This window comes from Sphingomonas sp. CFBP 13603 (assembly GCF_014892665.1).
Classification (GTDB): domain Bacteria; phylum Pseudomonadota; class Alphaproteobacteria; order Sphingomonadales; family Sphingomonadaceae; genus Sphingomonas.
The window spans coordinates 185,741-204,449 of the sequence record NZ_JADBIA010000006.1; the positions used below are offsets into that span (position 1 = coordinate 185,741).

Genomic DNA, 18,709 nt, shown 5'->3' on the forward strand with positions numbered 1-18,709 from the left:
CATCGTGGTTGCCCGCGAGCCACCGGGCGGCTCGACCGGTGACGAGCGGGCTGTAGGCGATGGTCCTTGACGACGCGGCCATCGGTATCGTGTGGGCATTGCTGGCTGAGGGTGTCGATTGACGGGATCTCGCGCTATTGCGCGTCGAGGCTCGTGGCTGCCACGGTCCGATTGGCATACTCGATCGGGATCCACCGGTAGCCGGTGCCTTCACGGGCGATGTGGTCCACCCCCGGAAACGCCAGGTGTGGCGCGGCAACCAGCGTGCGGCCGTCTGCGAACGCGGAGAAAGCGAGTCGCCGGACCGCGCGCGCCTTTGACTGGTTCTCGTCGAACGTGATGGTCACGTCCGGGTGGGGAAACTGGACGGCGGTTGCATGGATGCTGTCGCCGATGAAAGTGCTGCGTCATCCGCATGACACGTGACCGCGAGACTCTTACGTTTTGCGCGTTGCGCCGGATGGAAAGACCTCGCCTTCCATCGTACCGATCGGGTGGAGCAGCATGGCGTGAACTCCGTTGTCTTCTGCCCTGAAGCTACCGTGGCGTCGTCTGCAGGGGAAATGCCGCTGACGTATAGTTTCGATAGCCGCAGGGGCGGGGGCTGGCGTTGTCGGCGGGTAGCTGCGGCCGTCCAGGCGCGGCGACAGCCATCTGCGCGGGTTGCTCAACGAGGCCGAAACAGTCCTGCTCACGCGCAGCCGACCCGAAGCCGATCTACGGCCGCTTGTGCGAAGTCGAAAGCGACCGAGGAACATTGAACACAAAAAAGGGCGGCCGGTCGATGACCCGCCGCCCCAAATATCGATCCCGATGGATCGATTACATGTCGATCGTAAGACCAACGAACAGGTAGCGGCCGATGGCCTCGTAGATGCCCGGATAGGTGTTGCCGTTACCGAACGCACCGATCGGCGATGCCGTCGCGCTGAGGATCGGCGGCGTCTTGTCGAGGATGTTGTTGACGCCCATGCGGTAGGTGAACTTGTCGGCGACCCGCACCGTCGCGGCCAGATCGAAGTAGTTCTGGGCCTTCACGCGGGCATCGTTGACGAAGAACGGACCGGCCAGATCGCTGTCGCTGCTGGTGCGCTCGAACTTCGTCGCCGACAGGTACCGCCAGTTACCCGACAGACCGATGCCGTTCGGCGTGGTCAGCGAGACGCGGGCCTGGTGACGCCACTTCGACATCGGATACAGACACTGTGCACCGTACAGGCCTGCGCAATCGAACTTCGCACCAGCCTTGTCCGACGTGAACTTGTCGACATAGGTGCCGTTGAACGAAAGCCCGATCGTGCCGATGCTGTCCGACCGATAGGTGTAGCCCGCCGACGTCTCGATACCCTGCGTCGTCAGCGAACCCGCATTGACGTTGGTATCGACGATGAAGCCGGTGGTGCCCTGCCAGAGGGTGCCGTTGGCGTCACGGTTGATCGCGCTGCAGAACTGCGGATCGGCGGTCTGGATGCATTGCGCGATGATCGTGTCTGCACCAATGACGCCAATCCGATCCTTCAGCTTGATGCGGAAACCGTCGACCGACAGGTTGAAGCCCGGCAGGAACGACGGACGCAGGATCACGCCAGCCGTGAACGTATCCGCCTTTTCAGGCTTCAGGTTCACATTGCCGCCGACCAGGCCGTTATACTGCTCCGAAGGATTGTCCTGGATCAAACCGAAGCGACCCGCCGATACACCGGTGAGCGCGCACTGCGCGGCGGTGTTGCCGTTGACCAGACCACCGACGGCCAGGCCCGCGCACGGATCGGTCGCGCCATCGATCTGCACCGACTGCTGAGCGAACAATTCCTGCGTGTTCGGTGCACGAACCGCACGGTTGTAGCCGCCGCGGAAACGGATGTCCGAGATTGGCGCCCAGACGATTTCGCCCTTGTACGAGTGCGCCGAACCGGCCGTGCTGTAGCTTGAGTAACGATAGCCACCGTTGACCGTGAGTTCGTTGAAGAACGGGCGATCGCTGACGAGCGGCACCTGGATCTCGCCGAACGCTTCCTTCACGTTGTAGCTGCCGTTGATCGGCAGGGTCGCGCCGCCCTGGCCGGCCAGATCGCCGCTGAGGAAGCCGTTGTCGACCTCGAGGCTCAGCGACTCCTTGCGGTACTCGCCGCCGATGTTCAGCGCGATGCCCTCGCTCGCGAACGGCGACTGGACGCCGTACTCGGCCCCCTTGAAGGTGAACGAGCCGTTGACGACCGTTTCCTTGTTCTCGCCCGACTGGAAGCCCGGAGTCTGGACATAGTTCAGCGCGGCCGGCGTAATGCCCGCCGACCCGAAGATGTTCAGCGGGACGCAGTTCGGATCGGTGCCGTCGACGAACGAACGACAGACCGCCTGGCCGGTCGTGGCCAACCCGGGACGTGTATCGGTAATGGCATCGAGCGCCCGCGTCGTGCGCGAGACTGAGAACTCGTTACGATACACCTGGTTGAACACGGTGCTGCCGAACTGGCCGTACGCCTCGTACGAGACACCCTTGGCAATGTCGCCGCGTGCGCCTGCAACGAAACGATACTGGGTGTGGCGCAGATCGGCCTGGCGACCGCCGCCTTCGACGTTACGGCGACCGATGGTAACCTTGCCCTGCTGATACTGCGAACCGTCGGGGTTCGTCAGATTGATGACATTGCCATTGGCGTCTCGCACCAGGTTCGTGTCGCGAAAGAAGGTAGCCCTCTGCGCAGCCGACAGGAACGGGTTGTTGCTGTTCAGGACCGTCGTATTGCTGAAGTCACCCGACGGCGCGATCTGTGCGACCGAGCGATCGTCCATGAACATGAACTCAGTATAGGGCTTGAACGCGTCGCTCACTTCGTAGTTCGCGAGGAAGCCCGCGGTGTAGCGCGTGTCCGGACGCTGGTAATAGTTCAACGGATTCGCATTGTAGAGCGTGCGCCCGGGAACCAAGGCACCCGCACCGTTCAGCGTATATTGCTGTTGCAGACCGCTTGCCGCGCCATTGACGACGGCGTCGCTCAGCGAGAAGTTCGCGGGGAATGCCGTGGTCGAACCGCCGCAGACATAATCGTTGCCCACGTTGCCCGCCGGCGCGTTCAGGCCGCACGAGCTGTAGTCGCGCGAGCCCTGCAGGATCGCACCGATCTTGCGGTAGCCGCCATAGCCGACGATATGGCCGCGACCGTCGCTGGTGCCGACACCGACCTTGAAGTTGATGTCGAACTGCGTCCCATCAAACGACTGACCGGTCGGCGCCGGGTAGCCGGCGGCGGTGTTCAGCGCCTTGAAACGATCGCTGCGGTTGTTGTGGTTGTAGATGCCGCCCGATGCATCGACGCTGAAGCCCTCGTAATCGGTATCGAGCACGAAGTTGACGACGCCGCTGATCGCGTCCGAACCATAGACCGAGCCTGCGCCGCCGGTCAGCACGTCGACGCGCTTGATCAGCGATGCCGGGATCATGTTGACGTCGGCAGCGGCACTGGCCGTGCTGCTCGACGATGGGTTGCCCGGCATCAGGCGGCGGCCGTTGATCAGCACCAGCGTGCGCGACTCACCGAGGTTGCGAAGGTTGATCGTCGCGGTCCCGGTCGAACCGTTGGATACCGACGAAGTCTGCGTGGCGAAGGACGACGGAAGGCTGTTCAGCACGTCCTCGATGCGCGTCGCGCCACGCAGCTTGATGTCGGCTGCATTGACGACGGTCACGGGGCTGGCCGACGTCAGGTTCGGGTTCGAGATACGCGAACCGGTAACGACGATGTCACCACCCTCGGCCGTACCCGCAGCGGCGGGATCCTGGCTCGGCGTGTTGGAGATCGCGGGCGTCGTCGCCGCTGCGCCGTCGTCGCTCGTCGTACCCTGAGGCGCGGGTGCCGGTGCGGTCTGCGCAAACGCGGGCAATGCGGCAACCGCGCCCGTGATCATCGTAGATGCCAGCAGGCAATCTCGAAATATATGGTTTCGCATCGTGCTATGGTCCCTGTTCGGTATCGGCGAAATTTCGCGCGACATGATCTAAAGTGCGGCCGTGTGACCCCAATGGCGACTTTTTTGCAAAACCGAACCAGCCTGTCCAAAGCTAAGTGACACTTTTGGTTTCAGTTCGTCGCATTGCGTCAACATTGTTGCCCAAGGGCAACAATGTTGCGTGCGTCGTCGCCTTGCATCTTGCCAAGCCGCGATTGCAGCGCCCCGTACGTCAGTCTATCGCTTTGCCTCAAAGTAGATTTTGGGGGGCGATATGCGGGTTGCGATGATGTCGACGATGACCGGCTTGATTGGGATCGCGGCGGTTGCAGTGGCGACGACCGCTGCCAAACCGCGCAATACGGAGCGTGCAACTTTACTGACGGCGGTCACGCAGTGCCGTGCCGTTATGGATCCCTCCGCCCGCCTTGCATGTTTCGATCGATCGGTAGCAGCACTGGATGCAGCTGAAGCCGACAAGACCGTGATCGTCATCGACCAGCAACAGATGCACGAAACTCGGCGCAGCCTGTTCGGTATCAGCCTTCCGAATACCGACCTGCTCGGCAACGGCAAAGATCTGCCGCAGATCGAGACGACGCTGACGAGTGCCTCGGTGAATGACACAGGGCAGTGGAACTTCGTCCTTGCCGACGGCGCACGGTGGACGCAGACGGACGACTATGTAATCGCGCGGCGGCCTCGGGCGAACGACAAGGTAATCATAAAGCGCGCCGCACTCGGCAGCTTCCGATTGAGCGTCGGGGGGCAGCCCGGTGTGAAGGCCAAGCGGCAAAATTAGCGCCTGCGAACTCGTGCCTGGTGTCTCTTTTCCCTGCCGCGCCAACGCACCGACACGGATCTCGTCGAATAGGATGAGTTCGACGACTTTCGCGAGCAGGTAGACGGAAGTTGAAATGGTCATATCGCAGAGCTGAGGAAACGTCGAAATCTGGGAGACGAAAAAGGGGGCCTGAGTGTCTGAAGGCGGGTCGTGTGGCGAAACGTGGGGTCTTCGACAGCATCCCGTATTGACGGCATCTCGCATCTGAGACCATCGCGTTGCCCATGACCAAGAGCAAGGGACGTACCGGCGCGTACGCACGCGCCAATATCCAGCCTGCACCGACAGCCGCCGAGCTCGATGCCGCCAAGCGAGAGGTCGTGCAGATCGAGGGGCGGCTGGTCGGCCTGGCTGCCGGGCATCCCTCGGTCAAGATCTGGAAGGCTCGCCTTCGTTCGGCCCAAGCCGTGATCGCCCGCGCTCCGCGCGACGGATAGGCGGTGCGGGGTCCGCGCATCCGCTGGTGACGCAGGCCGGGATCGACATCCTGCGCCGAGGCGGATCGGCGGTTCGGTGAGCGTTATCGATAGTATTTCAACGCGGCGGCGACGTCCGCGGCGAAGCGCGCGATGTCGAACCGCGCTGTGCCGGGATCCTCGCCGCGCCTGACGATGACGAGCTGCCGGGACGGGATCACCATGACATACTGTCCCCGGTTGCCTTGCGCGGCGTAGCTGCCCTCGGGCAAGCCCTGCTTAGGGCCGAACAGCCACATCGTCGCGCCATAGCCGGGGCCGCTCGCGGGCTGCGGTCCGCTCGGCTTCGTCATGTTGCGCATCCACCCAGCCGGTAGCAGGCGCTTGCCTTGCCAGACCCCGTCCTGCGACCAGAACAACCCCAGCCTCGCGAGGTCACGCGCGGTCGACCAGACCTGGCTGGAGAGGATGTAATTGCCGTGCCAGTCGGTCTCGGCGACGGTATGCGCCATGCCGAGCGGACCGAGCAGGCTGCCCGGCAACGCCCGGTACCGCGCCTCGCCGATCGCGTTTCGGGTGGCATAGACCGCAAGCAGGATATCATTGTTGGCATAGCGGAAGCGCGTGCCGGGCAGCGCTTCCAAGGGCCATGACACTGCCTGTTCGTCGACGGTGGTGCCGCCGAAATAGATGGCATCGGTGCGATTGCCGGCGGTGTCGCTGTGCAGGCCGGACGCCATGCGCAGGAGATTGTCGAGCGTGATGGCCTGACGCGGATCGCCGGTCTTCTTCCATTGCGGAACGGCGGCGGGGTCCTTCAACGCGGTTGCATTGTTCAAGCCGATGAGCGTGCTGGCAATCGACTTGCCGACCGACCAGGTCCGGTTGGATACGAACGGCCCGAAACCGCGGCCATATTGCTCGGCGAGAACCTGGCCGTCTTTCACGACGATCACGCCGACCGTCTTGGTGTCGACGCCATAGGTGGTCCCGAATGCCTTGCCGACCGCGCCGGTCAGTGAGGCGGACGGGCGCGGTGCGATGCCGGCGTCACCCTGCGGCCAGCGCCGCGGATCCGCCGGTGCAATCGACGGTGCCGCCATCGTCTTGCGGCCAGCCGGTGCCGTGCCGCCGATCGGCAGGGTCACGCAACCATGCCCGCTGGTCCACGTCGCGCGCCTCGGGGGAAGCTTTGGATCGAATGCTACGGAGACGGACTGGAGGCTGCGGTCGACGTTCGCCGTGAGCGTCGGCACGATCTTCTCATAGTCGGGGTAGATGCCGGCCAACTCATCGGCATCGATCTGTTCCGGCGTGCGTCCCGCATTGAAGATGCCGGAGCAATAGAGCGCCGCCTTGTATCCGGCCGCCACTGCGCGCTGATAGGTCCCTGCCGATGGCTGGGCAACGATCTGGGCGTGGGCGGGCACCGACGCGAGAAGGGCAAGACCGGCCGCTTTTAGTATCTGCATGGCGGCATCCTCCCATTACGCAACGGGCTCGGCAATTCGTTTTCCTGAACTGCCGCGATCGGGGAGCGTCCCGCGCAGGCGAACCAGGATCGAGCTCAAATCTTATTCGGGGGGACCGGCACGGCTGCGATGGTTCGCTGTACAGGTCCCCCAGGACGCGATCAGTTTCGCATGAACTCCGCAAACGCGTCGCGCCAATCTGCATGCCAGCGGGACAGGGCAGGGAAGTTTGCGATCAGGTCTCCCGCCGCCCACGCTATCCGCTTCGCATCCTGTTCGGAGGTCGTCTCGTTGTCCGGGCACAGGATGTAGAAATCGCCCGCTGCCACCCGGTCCATCATCAGCGCGACGACCTGTTCAGGGGGCCACGCACCGGGTGGTTTCTCCGCCAGTCGACCGGCCGTCATCCCGGTCCAGGTGAAGCCGGGCACGAGCAGGTGGGCGCTGACCCGACGTCCGGTCCGTTCGCGCAAGCTGTGGGAGAGGCCTTCGGTCAGCGATTTCACCCCGGCTTTCCCGCACGTACCAGATCGGCCATCGCACCGACGGTATCCTTGATCGGCACGTCGGGGTCGACGCGGTGCTGGTAGTAGAGATCGATGACATCGAGCCCGGTCCGCTGCAAGCTCGCGTCGCAGGCCGATCGCACATAGTTGGGGCGACCGTTGACCCCCTTGAAGCTGCCATCCGCCCCGCGCACGTTGCCGAACTTGGTCGCGACGACGACCCACTCGCGCCGCTCGCGCACGACGCGGCCGACCAGCTCTTCGTTGGCCCCGACGCCGTAGATGTCGGCGGTGTCGAGGAACGTCACGCCGAGATCGAGCGCGCGATTGATCGTCGGAACCAATTCCGCCTCGTCACGGCTACCGTAGAAGTCGGACATGCCCATGCAGCCAAGGCCGAGTGCGGAGACTTCGAGACCTTGTCGGCCGAGTTTGCGGGTTTTCATCGGATCGGTCCTCGATAGCTGGCGACAAGATACGCGGTCGATCGGCTGCACGCCGCGGTATCCCGACCGGGAACTTGACCATACCGATATCGGTGTGGCCGAGGAACAGGACGCCATTCCTCGGCCAGCCACTCATACTCGCCTCGCCCGAAGCGAACGCTCGCAGACGCGACCCCTCGGCCCACGTCGTTCGCGCCGGGTAAGGCGCTCAGTTCGGCGTCCGGTCTTAAAAGGCGATCTTGAACTGGCCGCCAATGATGCGTGGTTCGTTGATCATGCCCGTCAGGTTGTTGAAGTCGATCGCGCTGATGCTGCGATACTGGTTGGTGATGTTGCGGACGAACGCGCCGACCTCATACCCCTGCGGCGATTTATAGCCGACCTTGAGCCCGCCTTCGAGCGACGACTTGCCGGTGAACTCTACCGCTTCATACAAGAAGAAGTTGATACGGCTGCGATAGACCCAGTCGGTATAGGCATAGACCTCGCCGCCGTTCGCGAGCGGGATGCCGTAGCGCGCGGTCCAGTTGGCGATCCAGCGCGGCGCCTGCGGAAGGTCGTTGCCGTCGATCACCGCGAACCCGTTGACGATCGGATCGAGCACGGTGCAGGTCGCGCATACCCCGACGCCAATGTTGCGGTCGCGGATCTCGGTGAAGTTGTAGCTGCCGCTCGCGGTCAACGTCAGCTCGGGAAGCGGACGCGCCTCGAACTCTCCCTCCACGCCGTAGCCGATCGCCTTGTTCGCGCTGATCAGGCGTGCCGAATTGCTGCTGCCGCCGACTGCAGTGATCTGCAGGTCCTTGGTGCTGTACCAATAGGCGTCGAGCGAGAAGCTCACCTTGCGGTCGAGCAGCGTGCCCTTGAAGCCGCTCTCGCTCGAGAACGTGGTCTGCTTCGGTGCGGTACTCTGGACACTGCCGAAGGTCACGCGGTCCTGGATCGCCGGGCCCTGATAGCCGGTCGCGAGCCGCGTATAGACGTTGATCGCGGGCGTCAGTTCATAGGTCGCGCTCGCGTCCCAGGTCACGTTCGAGCCACGAACGATCGCGCGCGCGGGCAGCGTGTCGCTGATCCCGGTGCCGGGGATCGGCGCGGTCACGAGGTCGTTGCGATAGTCGTGCGAATAGCGGACGCCAGCGCGCAACGTCAGCAGTTCGGTCGGCTTGGCCTCGATCGAGGCGAACGCGCCGTAATTCTCGTTGCGGTTGTCGTGGAAGATATCCTGGTCGAGATCGGTCGCGCGCGCTCCGGTCCCGCCGAACGCATAGTCGTACTGGTGATAGCGCAGCGTCTGGTGGAAATAATACAGACCGCCCTGGAGGCGGATGCCGTTCATGTCCTCGCTCGCATACCGCAGTTCCTGGCTAAACTCCTTGGGCTTGGTCAGGCCGCCGGTGTTCGACGGGAACAGTCCGACGCCGATCGCGCCGATCGTGCCGCCGAGGAACGTGTAGTTGTTGCCGCCGTCGACGTCGCCGGTGCTCTCGACCTTGGCCTGCTCGTATCCGGTGACCGAGTAGAAGGTGCCGATGCCGTCGAGATGATAGTCGAGCCGCAGGTTGGTGCCCCACTGCGTCAGGCTCTGGCTGGTATAGCCGTCGAGCGTGACGTGCTTGGGGTCGAACCCGGTGTTGAAGTCGTTGGTGCCCGGCTTGAACAGCCCGGCGCGGAAGATGCGCGGCGAGCCGGTCAGGTCGCGAACATGAACGTTCAGCAAGGCGTTGAAGTCGCTGCTGGTATAGCCGAGCTGGAAGCGGCCCGCGACGTCGCGATAGCCCTCGAGCTTGCGGTCGGCGTTGCCCGTCGTCGAATCGTTCTTCACCCAATCGTCGCGCGACTGGATGATCCCCGACGCGCGGAACGCAAAACCGTTGCCGATCGGCAGGTTGAGCGCCGCCTCGCCGTTAATCGTGTTGTAGGTCGCCCAGGATCCGGTCGCATAGCCGGAGACCTTGTCCGGGTTCGGCTTGGCGGAATCGATCTTCACGACGCCCGCGGGCGTGTTGCGCCCGAACAACGTGCCCTGCGGACCGCGCAGCACTTCGACGCTCTGCAGATCGAAGACGGGGAACGACTTCAGCATCGGGTTCTCAAGCGCGACGTCGTCATACACGACCGAGACGGGCTGGGCCGCGTTGGGATCGAAATCGGTGTTGCCGAGGCCGCGGATGTAGAAGCGCGGGAAGGTGCGACCGAAGGAGGATTCGACCTGGAGGCTCGGCGTGCGGCCGGCGAGGAAGCGGATGTCGAGGCCGCTCGAATTGAGCACGTCGAGCTTCTCGCCGCTGATCGCGGTGACCGCGAGCGGGACGTCCTTCGACGATTCCCGGCGGCGAGTCGCGGTGACGACGATCTCACCGACGCCTTGGTCGCTCGCCGGATCGCTCACGGCTTGTGCAGCCGGCACTTGTTCCTGTGCGATGGCGGGCACGGCGAAAACGAGCAGCGGCGCGCTGGCGGCGAGCAGGCGGGCGATGGCAGACGTACGAACGGGCAAGCGAATCATGGATGGTCCCCCCTTGGGTTTCGAACATCCTCCTGCGTCGATCCGTGTGACCCGGATCCGTCACCGACCGGTAACACCGCTGTAACGCGCGGCAATAGGGCGGATCAGGCCCAATGCGTTTTTGCCGGACACCGCGACATCTTTGCCCCAGTCGGCGCCGCCGCCACGGTGACGTTCAGCGCTTGAGAGATCGCGGGTAGAGCGCGTGCATCATCGTCGCACTGTCTGACAAAGAACGACGGTCTGCGCGCGTATGAGGGGGCAACCGGCTACCAGAGTACGCCCAAGCCGCACCTGCCCGATCTTACGAGGGCGCGGCGCGGTATCGCCAGTTTCTCACTGGGTCGGCTATTTGGAATAGGTTTGGATTACGACACTGGGCGACCATCGTACGTGTTGCGTGAGCCCGCGAATTTCGCGGGTTACACGATTGTGTCACCCCGCTGAAACGTGTTTGGCATAGCGACTGCCGGTGAACCCGTGGTCCCCATCGTCCCCGCCGTCGACGAAATTCCTTCCGGCCAGGCTATCGGCGGTCATGCCGGGCGTCGCTGCGTTCTGCGTGTATTTCGCAATGTACGGGTTTCGCAAGCCGATCGCGGCGGCGGGGTTCGACGGCGTGCCGGCGGTGTTTGCCGGGATCGATTACAAGACGGCGCTGATCCTGTCGCAGGCGGTCGGCTATGCGCTGTCGAAGATGATCGGGGTGCATGTCGTCTCGGTCCATCGGCCCGAGCATCGCACCCACCTGATCCTGTCGCTGATCGGTGCGGCGTGGGTGGCGCTGTTGCTGCTCGCGCTGTTGCCCGCCCGGTTCGGCCCGCTGGCGATGCTGTTGAACGGTTTGCCGCTCGGGATGATCTGGGGGCTGGTGTTCAGTTATCTGGAGGGACGGCGCAATTCGGAGGTGCTCGCGTCGATCCTGACCGCGAGCTTCATCCTGTCGTCGGGCGTGACGCGATCGGTCGGCAGCCTGTTGCTCGAGCACGGCGTCAGCGCGTTCTGGATGCCGGCGCTCACCGGGCTGATCTTCACGCCGCTGCTGCTGGCGGGCATGGCGGCGCTTGCGCGATGCCCGCCGCCGGACGTCGCGGACTGCGAGGCGAGAGGCGTTCGCGGTCCGATGGATGCCGCAGCGCGGCGTGCCTATCTGCGGCGACATTGGGTACCGGTGACGGCGTTGGTCGCGGGCTACACGATGCTCGCGGCACTGCGTGACCTGCGCGACAATTTCGCACCCGAACTGTGGATCGCGCTCGATCATCCGGCAACGCCCGCGCTCTATGTCGCGACCGAGGTGCCGGTCACGGTGATCGTATTGCTTGGCCTGGCCATGCTGGGGCTGGTGCGCGACAACCGGTATGCGGTGGTCACGATCCACGTCGTCATCATGGCGGGTGCCGCGATCCTTGCCGGATCGATGCTGGCGTTGCGCGCAGGGGCGATCGGCCCGGTGACCGGCATGATCCTGACCGGCATCGGTATCTACCTCGCTTATGCCCCGTTCAGCGCGATCCTGTTCGACCGCATCATGGCCGCGAGTCCATCGCCCGGCACCGCCGGCTTCCTGATCTATCTGGCGGATGCGTTCGGCTATTCGGGCAGCATCGGGCTGTTGCTCATGCGCAGTACGACTACGCCAGGGCGCGACTGGCTCGGGTTGTTCCTCGATGCTGGGGTGCTGACCGGGTCGGCGTTGCTAGTGTTGACCTTCGTCTCGGCGCTGTGGTTTGTCCGCCACCCCCCGACGCGGTGAGCACGCTCAGGCGATATGGAGCCGGACGTCGGCGTGCCTCGCTGCCTCCGCGATCGCCGGTGGCACGGGCAAGTCGGTGACGAGATCGTGCACCTGCGCGAAGTCGGCGACGTGGACGGTGCCGGCGCGGTCGAACTTCTCCGCGTCGGCGACGACGATCACCCGGCGCGCGCCGTCGAGCAGTGCGCGCTTGTAGGCCGCTTCGTCGGGTTCGAAATCCATGAAGCCGCGCTTCGCTTCGATCGCACCCATCGAAAGGATCGTCGCGTCGGGCGAGAAACAGCGCGAGTAGCGGATCGCCTCGGCATCGAACGTCGCGCGGTAGTCCACGTTGACCGCGCCGCCGGCCAGGAAGACGCGGATCCCGTCGCGACCGAGCATGTCGCTCGCAACCTCCAGATTATTCGTGACGATCGTCAGCCGTCGGCGATCGGCGAGCGCACGCGCGACCCAGCACGAGGTGGTGCCCGAATCGATCAGCACGGTCATCCCGTCCTCGATCAACGACGCGGCACGGCGCGCGATCGCCTGCTTCGCGTCCGCCTGCGCCTGCATCCGCAACCGGTATGGCGCTTCGAGCCGATTGTCGGGAAGCTTGACCCCGCCATGGACCTTGTACGCGCGACCGCTCGCCTCGAGTTGCCGCACATCGCGCCGGATGGTCTCGTCCGATACCGCGAAGTGATCGGCGAGCATCGTGATCGAACACGACCCTCGCGCCTCGAGCAACGCGACAAGACTGGCGATACGATCCGACTGCGTCACACGACTTCTCCCGTTCGGCCTGTTTCTCCGCATCTCCCGTTGGGCACAAGTCACAAAATACCAACAATATCCACACGATGTCACAGGCATGTCACATGACGCTTGCAAGGGCTGCGTCACAGGATGCCCGGCAATACTCGGACCGTGGCAAGGGGAAGACGACATGACCAAGTGGATGATGGGGGCTGCGATCCTGGCGATCGCGGCGACGACGAACGCGCGCGCGCAGACGACCGTAACGCCGTCCGCGACGCCAGCTGGCGATGCGGAACAGCCGCGCAGCGACGAGATCGTCGTGACCGGACAGTCGACCGCATTCGCCAACACGCGCGTGACCACGGCGATGATCGACCGCCAATCCGCGCTCGCCAGCGTCAACGACGTCATCAACGAACTGCCCGGCGTATTCGTCGCGGAGGGCGACGCGTTCGGCTCGTCCGACTGGGCGACCTCGATCAGCATCCGCGGCTTCAACAGCGGCGGCGGCGGTGGCCAGCAGATCGGCTCGACGATCGACGGCATGCCGAACGGCGGCTCGGGCTATGGCGGCGGATCGCGCGCCAACCGGTATATCGACGTGCTCGACCTCAAGACCGTCAACGTGTCGCAAGGGACCGCCGACATCTCGTCGCGCTCGAACGAAGCGCTCGGTGCGACTCTGGATTACGTGACCTCCGATCCGACCGCGGACAGCCGGTTGCGCTTCACTGCCGCCGGGGGCGATTTCAGTGCGCGCAAATTCTACGTGCGCGGCGATACCGGCACCATCGCGCCGAACACCACCGCCTATGTCAGCGCCTCGACCTCACGCGTGCGCGACTGGATCGGCGGATCGGGCAAGACCAGCCGCGATCATATCGACGCCAAGGTGTTGAGCCGTGTCGGTACGGTCGACCTGACCGGCTTCGTCTCGTACGACGATGCGGATGAATCCGAGTTCGGATCGGTATCGCCCGCGCAGTTCGCGAACGATCCGAACCACGACGCGTACACCGACAGCTGGACCGGGCTGCCGTACGTCGACCAGGCCTATCGCCCGACCTCGCGCGCGCTGCGGAAGAACCTGTTCGGGTATCTGAAGGCCCGTACCGAACTCGGCGAAGTGAAGCTGCAGGCGGCGGGCTATTATCACCGGATGCGCGGCCGCGGCGATTTCGCGCCGCCGTATCTGGTCGACGCGCGCAACGACGGCGCGGGCAACCCAGAGAGCGAATTTGTCGGCGGTCCAACGGTGCGGGGCAGCGATGCGCTCGGCAAGATCTACTTCGTCACGCCGACCGGTGCCGCTGCGCCGATGACCGCCGGGTGCGTCGGCACCAGCAACGTGCCCGCCGAATACTCGCCGACCTGTTATGCGTCCAACGCGACCCCGGTCATGTCGTACCGGCACACCCACTACAAGAACGACCGCATGGGTTTCACCAGCGACGTCGACTGGCAGCATGACTTCGGCGTGGTACAGAACCAGTTTCGCGCCGGCTTCTGGTTCGAGCACAGCCGCGCCAACCAGCTTCGCGACTGGCACAAGATCACCAACGCGCGGGTCGGGCCGGCCTTCGACGGCACGCCGTATTACGTGCAGTTCAGCACCGACTACGGGCTCGACGAAGTGATGTATTACGCCGAGGACGCGGTGACCTACGGCCCGGTCACCGCAAGGCTCGGCGTCAAGCAGTTCTTCCTCGACCAGAGCCGCACCGAACTGCTCGGCAATCTGAGCGCGACGTCGATCCAGTCGCATTCCGATCCGCTGATCAACGCCGGCCTGACCTATGCGACGCCGTTGCAGGGCATGGAGCTGTTCGCCGGTTATTCGCAGAACTTCGCAGCGATCGGCAACGGCCCCCTCGGACAGCCGCCCGAGACGATCCGCAACCTGCGACCGGAAACCGCGAACAACATCGAGATCGGCACACGCTACAACACCGGGCGGATCCAGGCGTCGCTGACCGGCTACGACATCAAGTTCAAGAACCAGATCGTCTCGATCTCGTCGAACCTCGTCACCGGGATCGATTATCTCGAGCAGCAGGACAGCGTTTATCTCAACGTCGGCGGGGTGAAGAGCCGCGGAATCGAAGCGGCGCTGGCCTACCGAGTGCTGCCACCGCTGACGCTGTCGGGCAGCTTCACCTACAACCACGCGACCTATATCGGCACCGGCAACGCCGCGCAGGATGCCGACGTCGGCGTGACGCCCGGCCAGCAGGTGATCAATTCGCCGCGCACGATGTGGGTGGTCTCGGCGGACTACAAGAAGTCGATCTTCAAGGCTGGCATCGCCACCAAGTTCGTCGGCGACCGCAACATCGACACGCGTGGCGTCGCCAAGGCCGGCAACTTCACGCTGGTGAGCGGCTATGTCGGTGCCGACCTGGAGGCGGTGAGCGAGCAGATGAAGGGCGTGTCGTTCACGGTGCAGGCGACCAACCTGACCGACGAACGCTATCTGTCGAGTGCCGATGGCGGCTCGGCGTTCCTGGGCACCCCGCGGACCGTGACCGCGTCGCTGTCGCTCGACTTCTGATCTGAAACGGGCATGGTCCGCCGACGTTTGCGGATCATGCTATTCTCCTGTGGATTGCCCCGATGACTGATGTCTCTCGCCGTACGCTGCTCGGGGCCAGCCTTGCCGGTGTGGCATTGTCTGCGTTTCCCGCAGCGATCGCGCGGGCGGCCGCGATCGCGCCGGACGTGAAGACGGGCTCGATCATGGATGTCGAACACGTCGTGATCCTGATGCAGGAAAATCGCGGCTTCGATCATTATTTCGGATCGTTGCGCGGCGTGCGCGGGTTTGCAGACCGGTTGCCGATCCCGGTCCCGTCGGGGTCGGATGCGACGAAGCCTGCGCCGGTCTGGTATCAGCGCGACCGGACCGCACCCGGCGGTGCGCGCACCGTCCTGCCGTTCCACCTCGCCACGCGCACCAATTTCGACCTGATGCGGATGGAGGGTACGCCGCATAGCTGGCCCGATGCGCAGCGCGGCTGGGACGAGGGGCGGATGGCGCACTGGCCCGAGGCGAAGAGCCAGCGCGCGATGGGCCATTACCGGCGCGAGGACATCCCGTTCCAGTTCGCGCTCGCCGAGGCGTTCACGGTCTGCGACGCGTATCACTGCTCGGTCCAGACCGGGACGAACACCAACCGCCTGTTCCTATGGAGCGGCACCAACGATCCCGGCGGCACGCTGGGCGGTCCCGCGATCGGCAATTCGCACGACAGTTTTCCCGCGGACGGCGGCGCTGCCGAGCCGTATCGCTGGACGACGGTGGTCGAGCGGTTGCAGGCGAAGGGCGTCGACTGGCGCATCTACCAGGACATGGCCGACAATTTCACCGACAACCCGCTGGTCGGTTTCGCTACGTTTCGCGACGCGCACCAGGGTGGCGGCGATGCCATATTACGAGATCGCGCGCTCACGACGCGCGGACTGGACGTCCTGCGCACCGACGTGCTCGCCGGGCGACTGCCGCAAGTGTCCTACGTCATCGCCACCGCGAAGGGCTCCGAGCATCCCGGCCCGTCGAGCCCTGCGCAAGGCGCCGCTTACACCGCCGAAGTGCTCGACGCGCTGACCGCCGACCCCAAGGTCTGGGCGCGGACGGCGTTGCTCGTCATGTTCGACGAGAATGACGGCTTCTTCGATCACGTCCCGCCGCCGGCCCCCCCGTCGCATGCCGACGACGGCACGCTGCTCGGCGGATCGACGGTCGACCTCGAGGGCAGCTATCACCGCCACCCGAGCAAGGGCGATGCGGCGCTCGATCTCCCCGCCTATCGCGGCCGGGCTTATGGGCTAGGCCCGCGCGTGCCGATGTACGTCGTCTCGCCGTGGAGCCGGGGCGGGTGGGTCAATTCGCAGGTGTTCGATCACACTTCGGTGATCCGCTTCCTCGAACGCCGGTTCGACTTTCACGAACCCAATATCGCACCGTGGCGCCGCGCGGTATGCGGCGATCTGATCTCGGCGTTCGACTTCACCGCCGCGGATCCCGCCCCGTTCGCCGCCATGCCCGATCCGCGCGTCGATGCCGTGCGCGCGGCGGCGATCCCCAAGCAGATAAGTCCCCAGGCGCCCCTCGGGGTAGCATTGCCCTGGCAGGAACCCGGCATCCGCCGCGCTCGCTCGCTGCCCTATGCCTTGACCGTCAGCGAGGCGATCGGTGATGGCGCGATCCAGCTTCGGTTCGCTGTCGATGGTGCCCAAGCTGCTGTCTTCCATGTCTACGACCGGACCGATCTGAGCCAGGCGCCACGCCGCTTCACGGTCGAACCCGGACGTGCACTGGACGGGCGCTGGGCGTTCGACGGCGAGGGGCGCTACGACCTCTGGGTACTCGGCCCGAACGGCTTCCACCGACATTTCATGGGACATCGCGACGACCCGGCGCCGTTATCCGGCCTCGTCTGGCGCGCGACCGACACCGCGATGACGTTGACCCTTCCCAACGGGCACCGCACCCATAAGCTGGTCGCGCATGCCGAACGCGTGGGCGCGAAGACCGCGGTGACGCCGCTGGCCGAAGCGCGGAGTAGCTGGCCGCTGAGCAACAGCTATGGCTGGTACGACATCACGGTCGTTGCCGGGACGGTCCCGAACTATCTGCGCCGGGTATCGGGGCGGATCGACGCACCCGGCCGGATGACGTGCAGCGATCCGTTCGTCATTGCTCGGCCGGTCTGACTTCCTTTCCGTTAGTCTCGGCGAGACCATGCACCGCGTCGCCGTACCCCCGGCTAACAATGGTAGAACGGTACCGACCTGGTGTTCTGGCGAGATGGCGCTCCACTCGATGCGAATGTCAGGGTTGGGTCAGCCGTCCCCCGGCTCGTGCGTGTCACCAGCATGTCGAGCCTGGAACAGCCTTCGTCCTTCCGTGAAGTACACGACGACCAGAACCGCGACGCCGATCGCCAGGTATCCGATCGCCAGCGGATAGGTCGTGCCGTCATAGGCCTGCCCGATGATGGAGCCGACGATCACCGCCCCGACGCTGGTGATGAAGCCCTGTATCGAGGATGCGGTACCGGCGATGTGTCCTACGGGCTCCATCGCCATGGCACCGAAGTTCGACCCGCACAGTCCTATGCACGTCATGCTGAGTGCCTGGAACAGCATGTACGTCCCCAGCGACTCCCGTCCGACGCCGATCACCACGAGGTGGAGCAGCGACAAGGCGATCAGGGCGAGCAACGCGGACTGCGAGATGAGGCGGGTGCCAAGCCGCTCGACGAGGCGACTGTTGGCAAACGATGCGCAACCCATCGAGAAGGCGCAGATGGCGAACAGGATCGTGAAGCGTTCGCCCGCATGGAACTCGTCGACGAAGATCTGCTGGGCGGAGGAGACGAAGGCGATGATGCCGCCAAACGTCATCGACGCCGCCACGGCATAGCCCGCGGAGAACCGGTTCGTCAGCGTCAATCGGTAGGCGGCGCCAAGAGACGCGCGCGACAAGGGAGAACGACGTTCTACCGGCAGGGACTCACGCAGGCGGAGCGTGGACCAGGCCAGGACGACCGCCGCAAAGGTCGCCAGCGCATAGAAGATGAAGCGCCAGGGTCCGAACGCGAGCAGGACCTGGCCGAGGCTCGGCGCCATGATCGGCACCAGGAAGAAGATCATCTGGGCGACGGAGAGCGTGCGCGCCATCTGGCGGCCCGAATACCGGTCCCGCACGATTGCGACCGCGAGTACCCGCGTCGATGCGGACATGAGGCCCTGGAGCACGCGCGCGCCGAGAAGGGCGGAGAACGTCTGCGAACCCGCGGCGAAGATGCTGGCCGCCACGAAGCCGGCAAGCGTGATGAGGAGGATGGGCCTGCGGCCATATCTGTCAGCAAGCGGGCCGTAGACGAGCTGTCCGGCACCGAAGCCCAGCATGTAGACCGTGATGATCCACTGCCGGTGGTTCGCCGTCGTGATGGCAAGTTGATGGCCGATGTCGGCGAGCGCAGGGAGCATCAGGTCCACGCCCAACGCGTTGACCGCCATCAGTGCGGCGACGAACGCGACGAATTCGCCAGCGCGCATGGAGGTGG

The 18,709-nt window shown here is 64.7% G+C and carries 13 protein-coding genes; 5 read left to right on the forward strand and 8 right to left on the reverse strand.

All coding sequences use genetic code 11. The features are described 5' to 3' along the window. Nucleotides 1-134: 134 nt before the first annotated feature. Both IFR23_RS11710 and IFR23_RS11715 read right to left on the reverse strand, forming a co-directional pair. Nucleotides 135-347, reverse strand: a complete 213-nt coding sequence (locus tag IFR23_RS11710; protein WP_192976061.1) for a hypothetical protein — start codon at nucleotides 345-347, stop codon at nucleotides 135-137. A 475-nt stretch (nucleotides 348-822) separates the two neighbouring features. Further along, nucleotides 823-3,906, reverse strand: a complete 3,084-nt coding sequence (locus IFR23_RS11715) for a TonB-dependent receptor plug domain-containing protein (RefSeq protein WP_244655626.1) — start codon at nucleotides 3,904-3,906, stop codon at nucleotides 823-825. A gap of 340 nt (nucleotides 3,907-4,246) precedes the next feature. On the opposite strand from IFR23_RS11715, the gene IFR23_RS11720 reads away from it, so the two are divergent. Together IFR23_RS11720 and IFR23_RS11725 are read left to right on the forward strand one after the other, a co-directional pair. After that, nucleotides 4,247-4,750, forward strand: coding sequence for a hypothetical protein (locus tag IFR23_RS11720; RefSeq protein ID WP_244655627.1), 504 nt, complete (start codon nucleotides 4,247-4,249; stop codon nucleotides 4,748-4,750). A gap of 266 nt (nucleotides 4,751-5,016) precedes the next feature. Further along, on the forward strand, nucleotides 5,017-5,229 hold the full coding sequence (locus IFR23_RS11725) for a hypothetical protein (RefSeq protein ID WP_192976064.1): 213 nt from the start codon (nucleotides 5,017-5,019) through the stop codon (nucleotides 5,227-5,229). An 83-nt stretch (nucleotides 5,230-5,312) separates the two neighbouring features. Here the strand turns inward: IFR23_RS11725 and IFR23_RS11730 are convergent, their stop codons facing one another. From IFR23_RS11730 to IFR23_RS11745, 4 genes are all read right to left on the reverse strand, one after another. Beyond that, a complete protein-coding gene (locus tag IFR23_RS11730) occupies nucleotides 5,313-6,680 on the reverse strand; it encodes a serine hydrolase domain-containing protein (protein ID WP_192976065.1) in 1,368 nt (455 codons plus the stop codon). 161 nt (nucleotides 6,681-6,841) lie between these two features. After that, nucleotides 6,842-7,186, reverse strand: coding sequence for a hypothetical protein (locus IFR23_RS11735; RefSeq protein WP_192976066.1), 345 nt, complete (start codon nucleotides 7,184-7,186; stop codon nucleotides 6,842-6,844). Beyond that, nucleotides 7,183-7,632, reverse strand: coding sequence for an aldo/keto reductase (locus IFR23_RS11740; protein WP_244655628.1), 450 nt, complete (start codon nucleotides 7,630-7,632; stop codon nucleotides 7,183-7,185). The genes IFR23_RS11735 and IFR23_RS11740 overlap by 4 nt, the downstream gene beginning before the upstream one ends. A gap of 226 nt (nucleotides 7,633-7,858) precedes the next feature. Beyond that, the gene (locus IFR23_RS11745) at nucleotides 7,859-10,141 is read right to left on the reverse strand and encodes a TonB-dependent receptor (RefSeq protein ID WP_192976067.1); all 2,283 of its coding nucleotides are present in this window, start codon (nucleotides 10,139-10,141) and stop codon (nucleotides 7,859-7,861) included. Between the two features lie 538 nt (nucleotides 10,142-10,679). Between IFR23_RS11745 and IFR23_RS11750 the strand changes: the two genes are divergently transcribed. Continuing rightward, entirely contained in the window at nucleotides 10,680-11,897 is a 1,218-nt protein-coding gene (locus IFR23_RS11750) for a DUF5690 family protein (RefSeq protein WP_192976068.1), read from the forward strand. Nucleotides 11,898-11,903: 6 nt separating this feature from the next. Here the strand turns inward: IFR23_RS11750 and IFR23_RS11755 are convergent, their stop codons facing one another. Next, nucleotides 11,904-12,662: a DeoR/GlpR family DNA-binding transcription regulator gene (locus tag IFR23_RS11755; protein WP_342344944.1), complete on the reverse strand. Its 759-nt coding sequence runs from the start codon at nucleotides 12,660-12,662 to the stop codon at nucleotides 11,904-11,906. A gap of 163 nt (nucleotides 12,663-12,825) precedes the next feature. Here IFR23_RS11755 and IFR23_RS11760 point away from each other — a divergent pair, with 163 nt between their 5' ends. Then, the gene (locus IFR23_RS11760) at nucleotides 12,826-15,189 is read left to right on the forward strand and encodes a TonB-dependent receptor domain-containing protein (RefSeq protein ID WP_192976070.1); all 2,364 of its coding nucleotides are present in this window, start codon (nucleotides 12,826-12,828) and stop codon (nucleotides 15,187-15,189) included. Between the two features lie 62 nt (nucleotides 15,190-15,251). Continuing rightward, nucleotides 15,252-17,351: a phosphocholine-specific phospholipase C gene (locus IFR23_RS11765; RefSeq protein ID WP_192976071.1), complete on the forward strand. Its 2,100-nt coding sequence runs from the start codon at nucleotides 15,252-15,254 to the stop codon at nucleotides 17,349-17,351. A 129-nt stretch (nucleotides 17,352-17,480) separates the two neighbouring features. On the opposite strand, the gene IFR23_RS11770 is transcribed toward IFR23_RS11765, so the two are convergent. Continuing rightward, nucleotides 17,481-18,701, reverse strand: coding sequence for a multidrug effflux MFS transporter (locus IFR23_RS11770; protein WP_192976127.1), 1,221 nt, complete (start codon nucleotides 18,699-18,701; stop codon nucleotides 17,481-17,483). Between the last annotated feature and the right edge of the window lie 8 nt (nucleotides 18,702-18,709).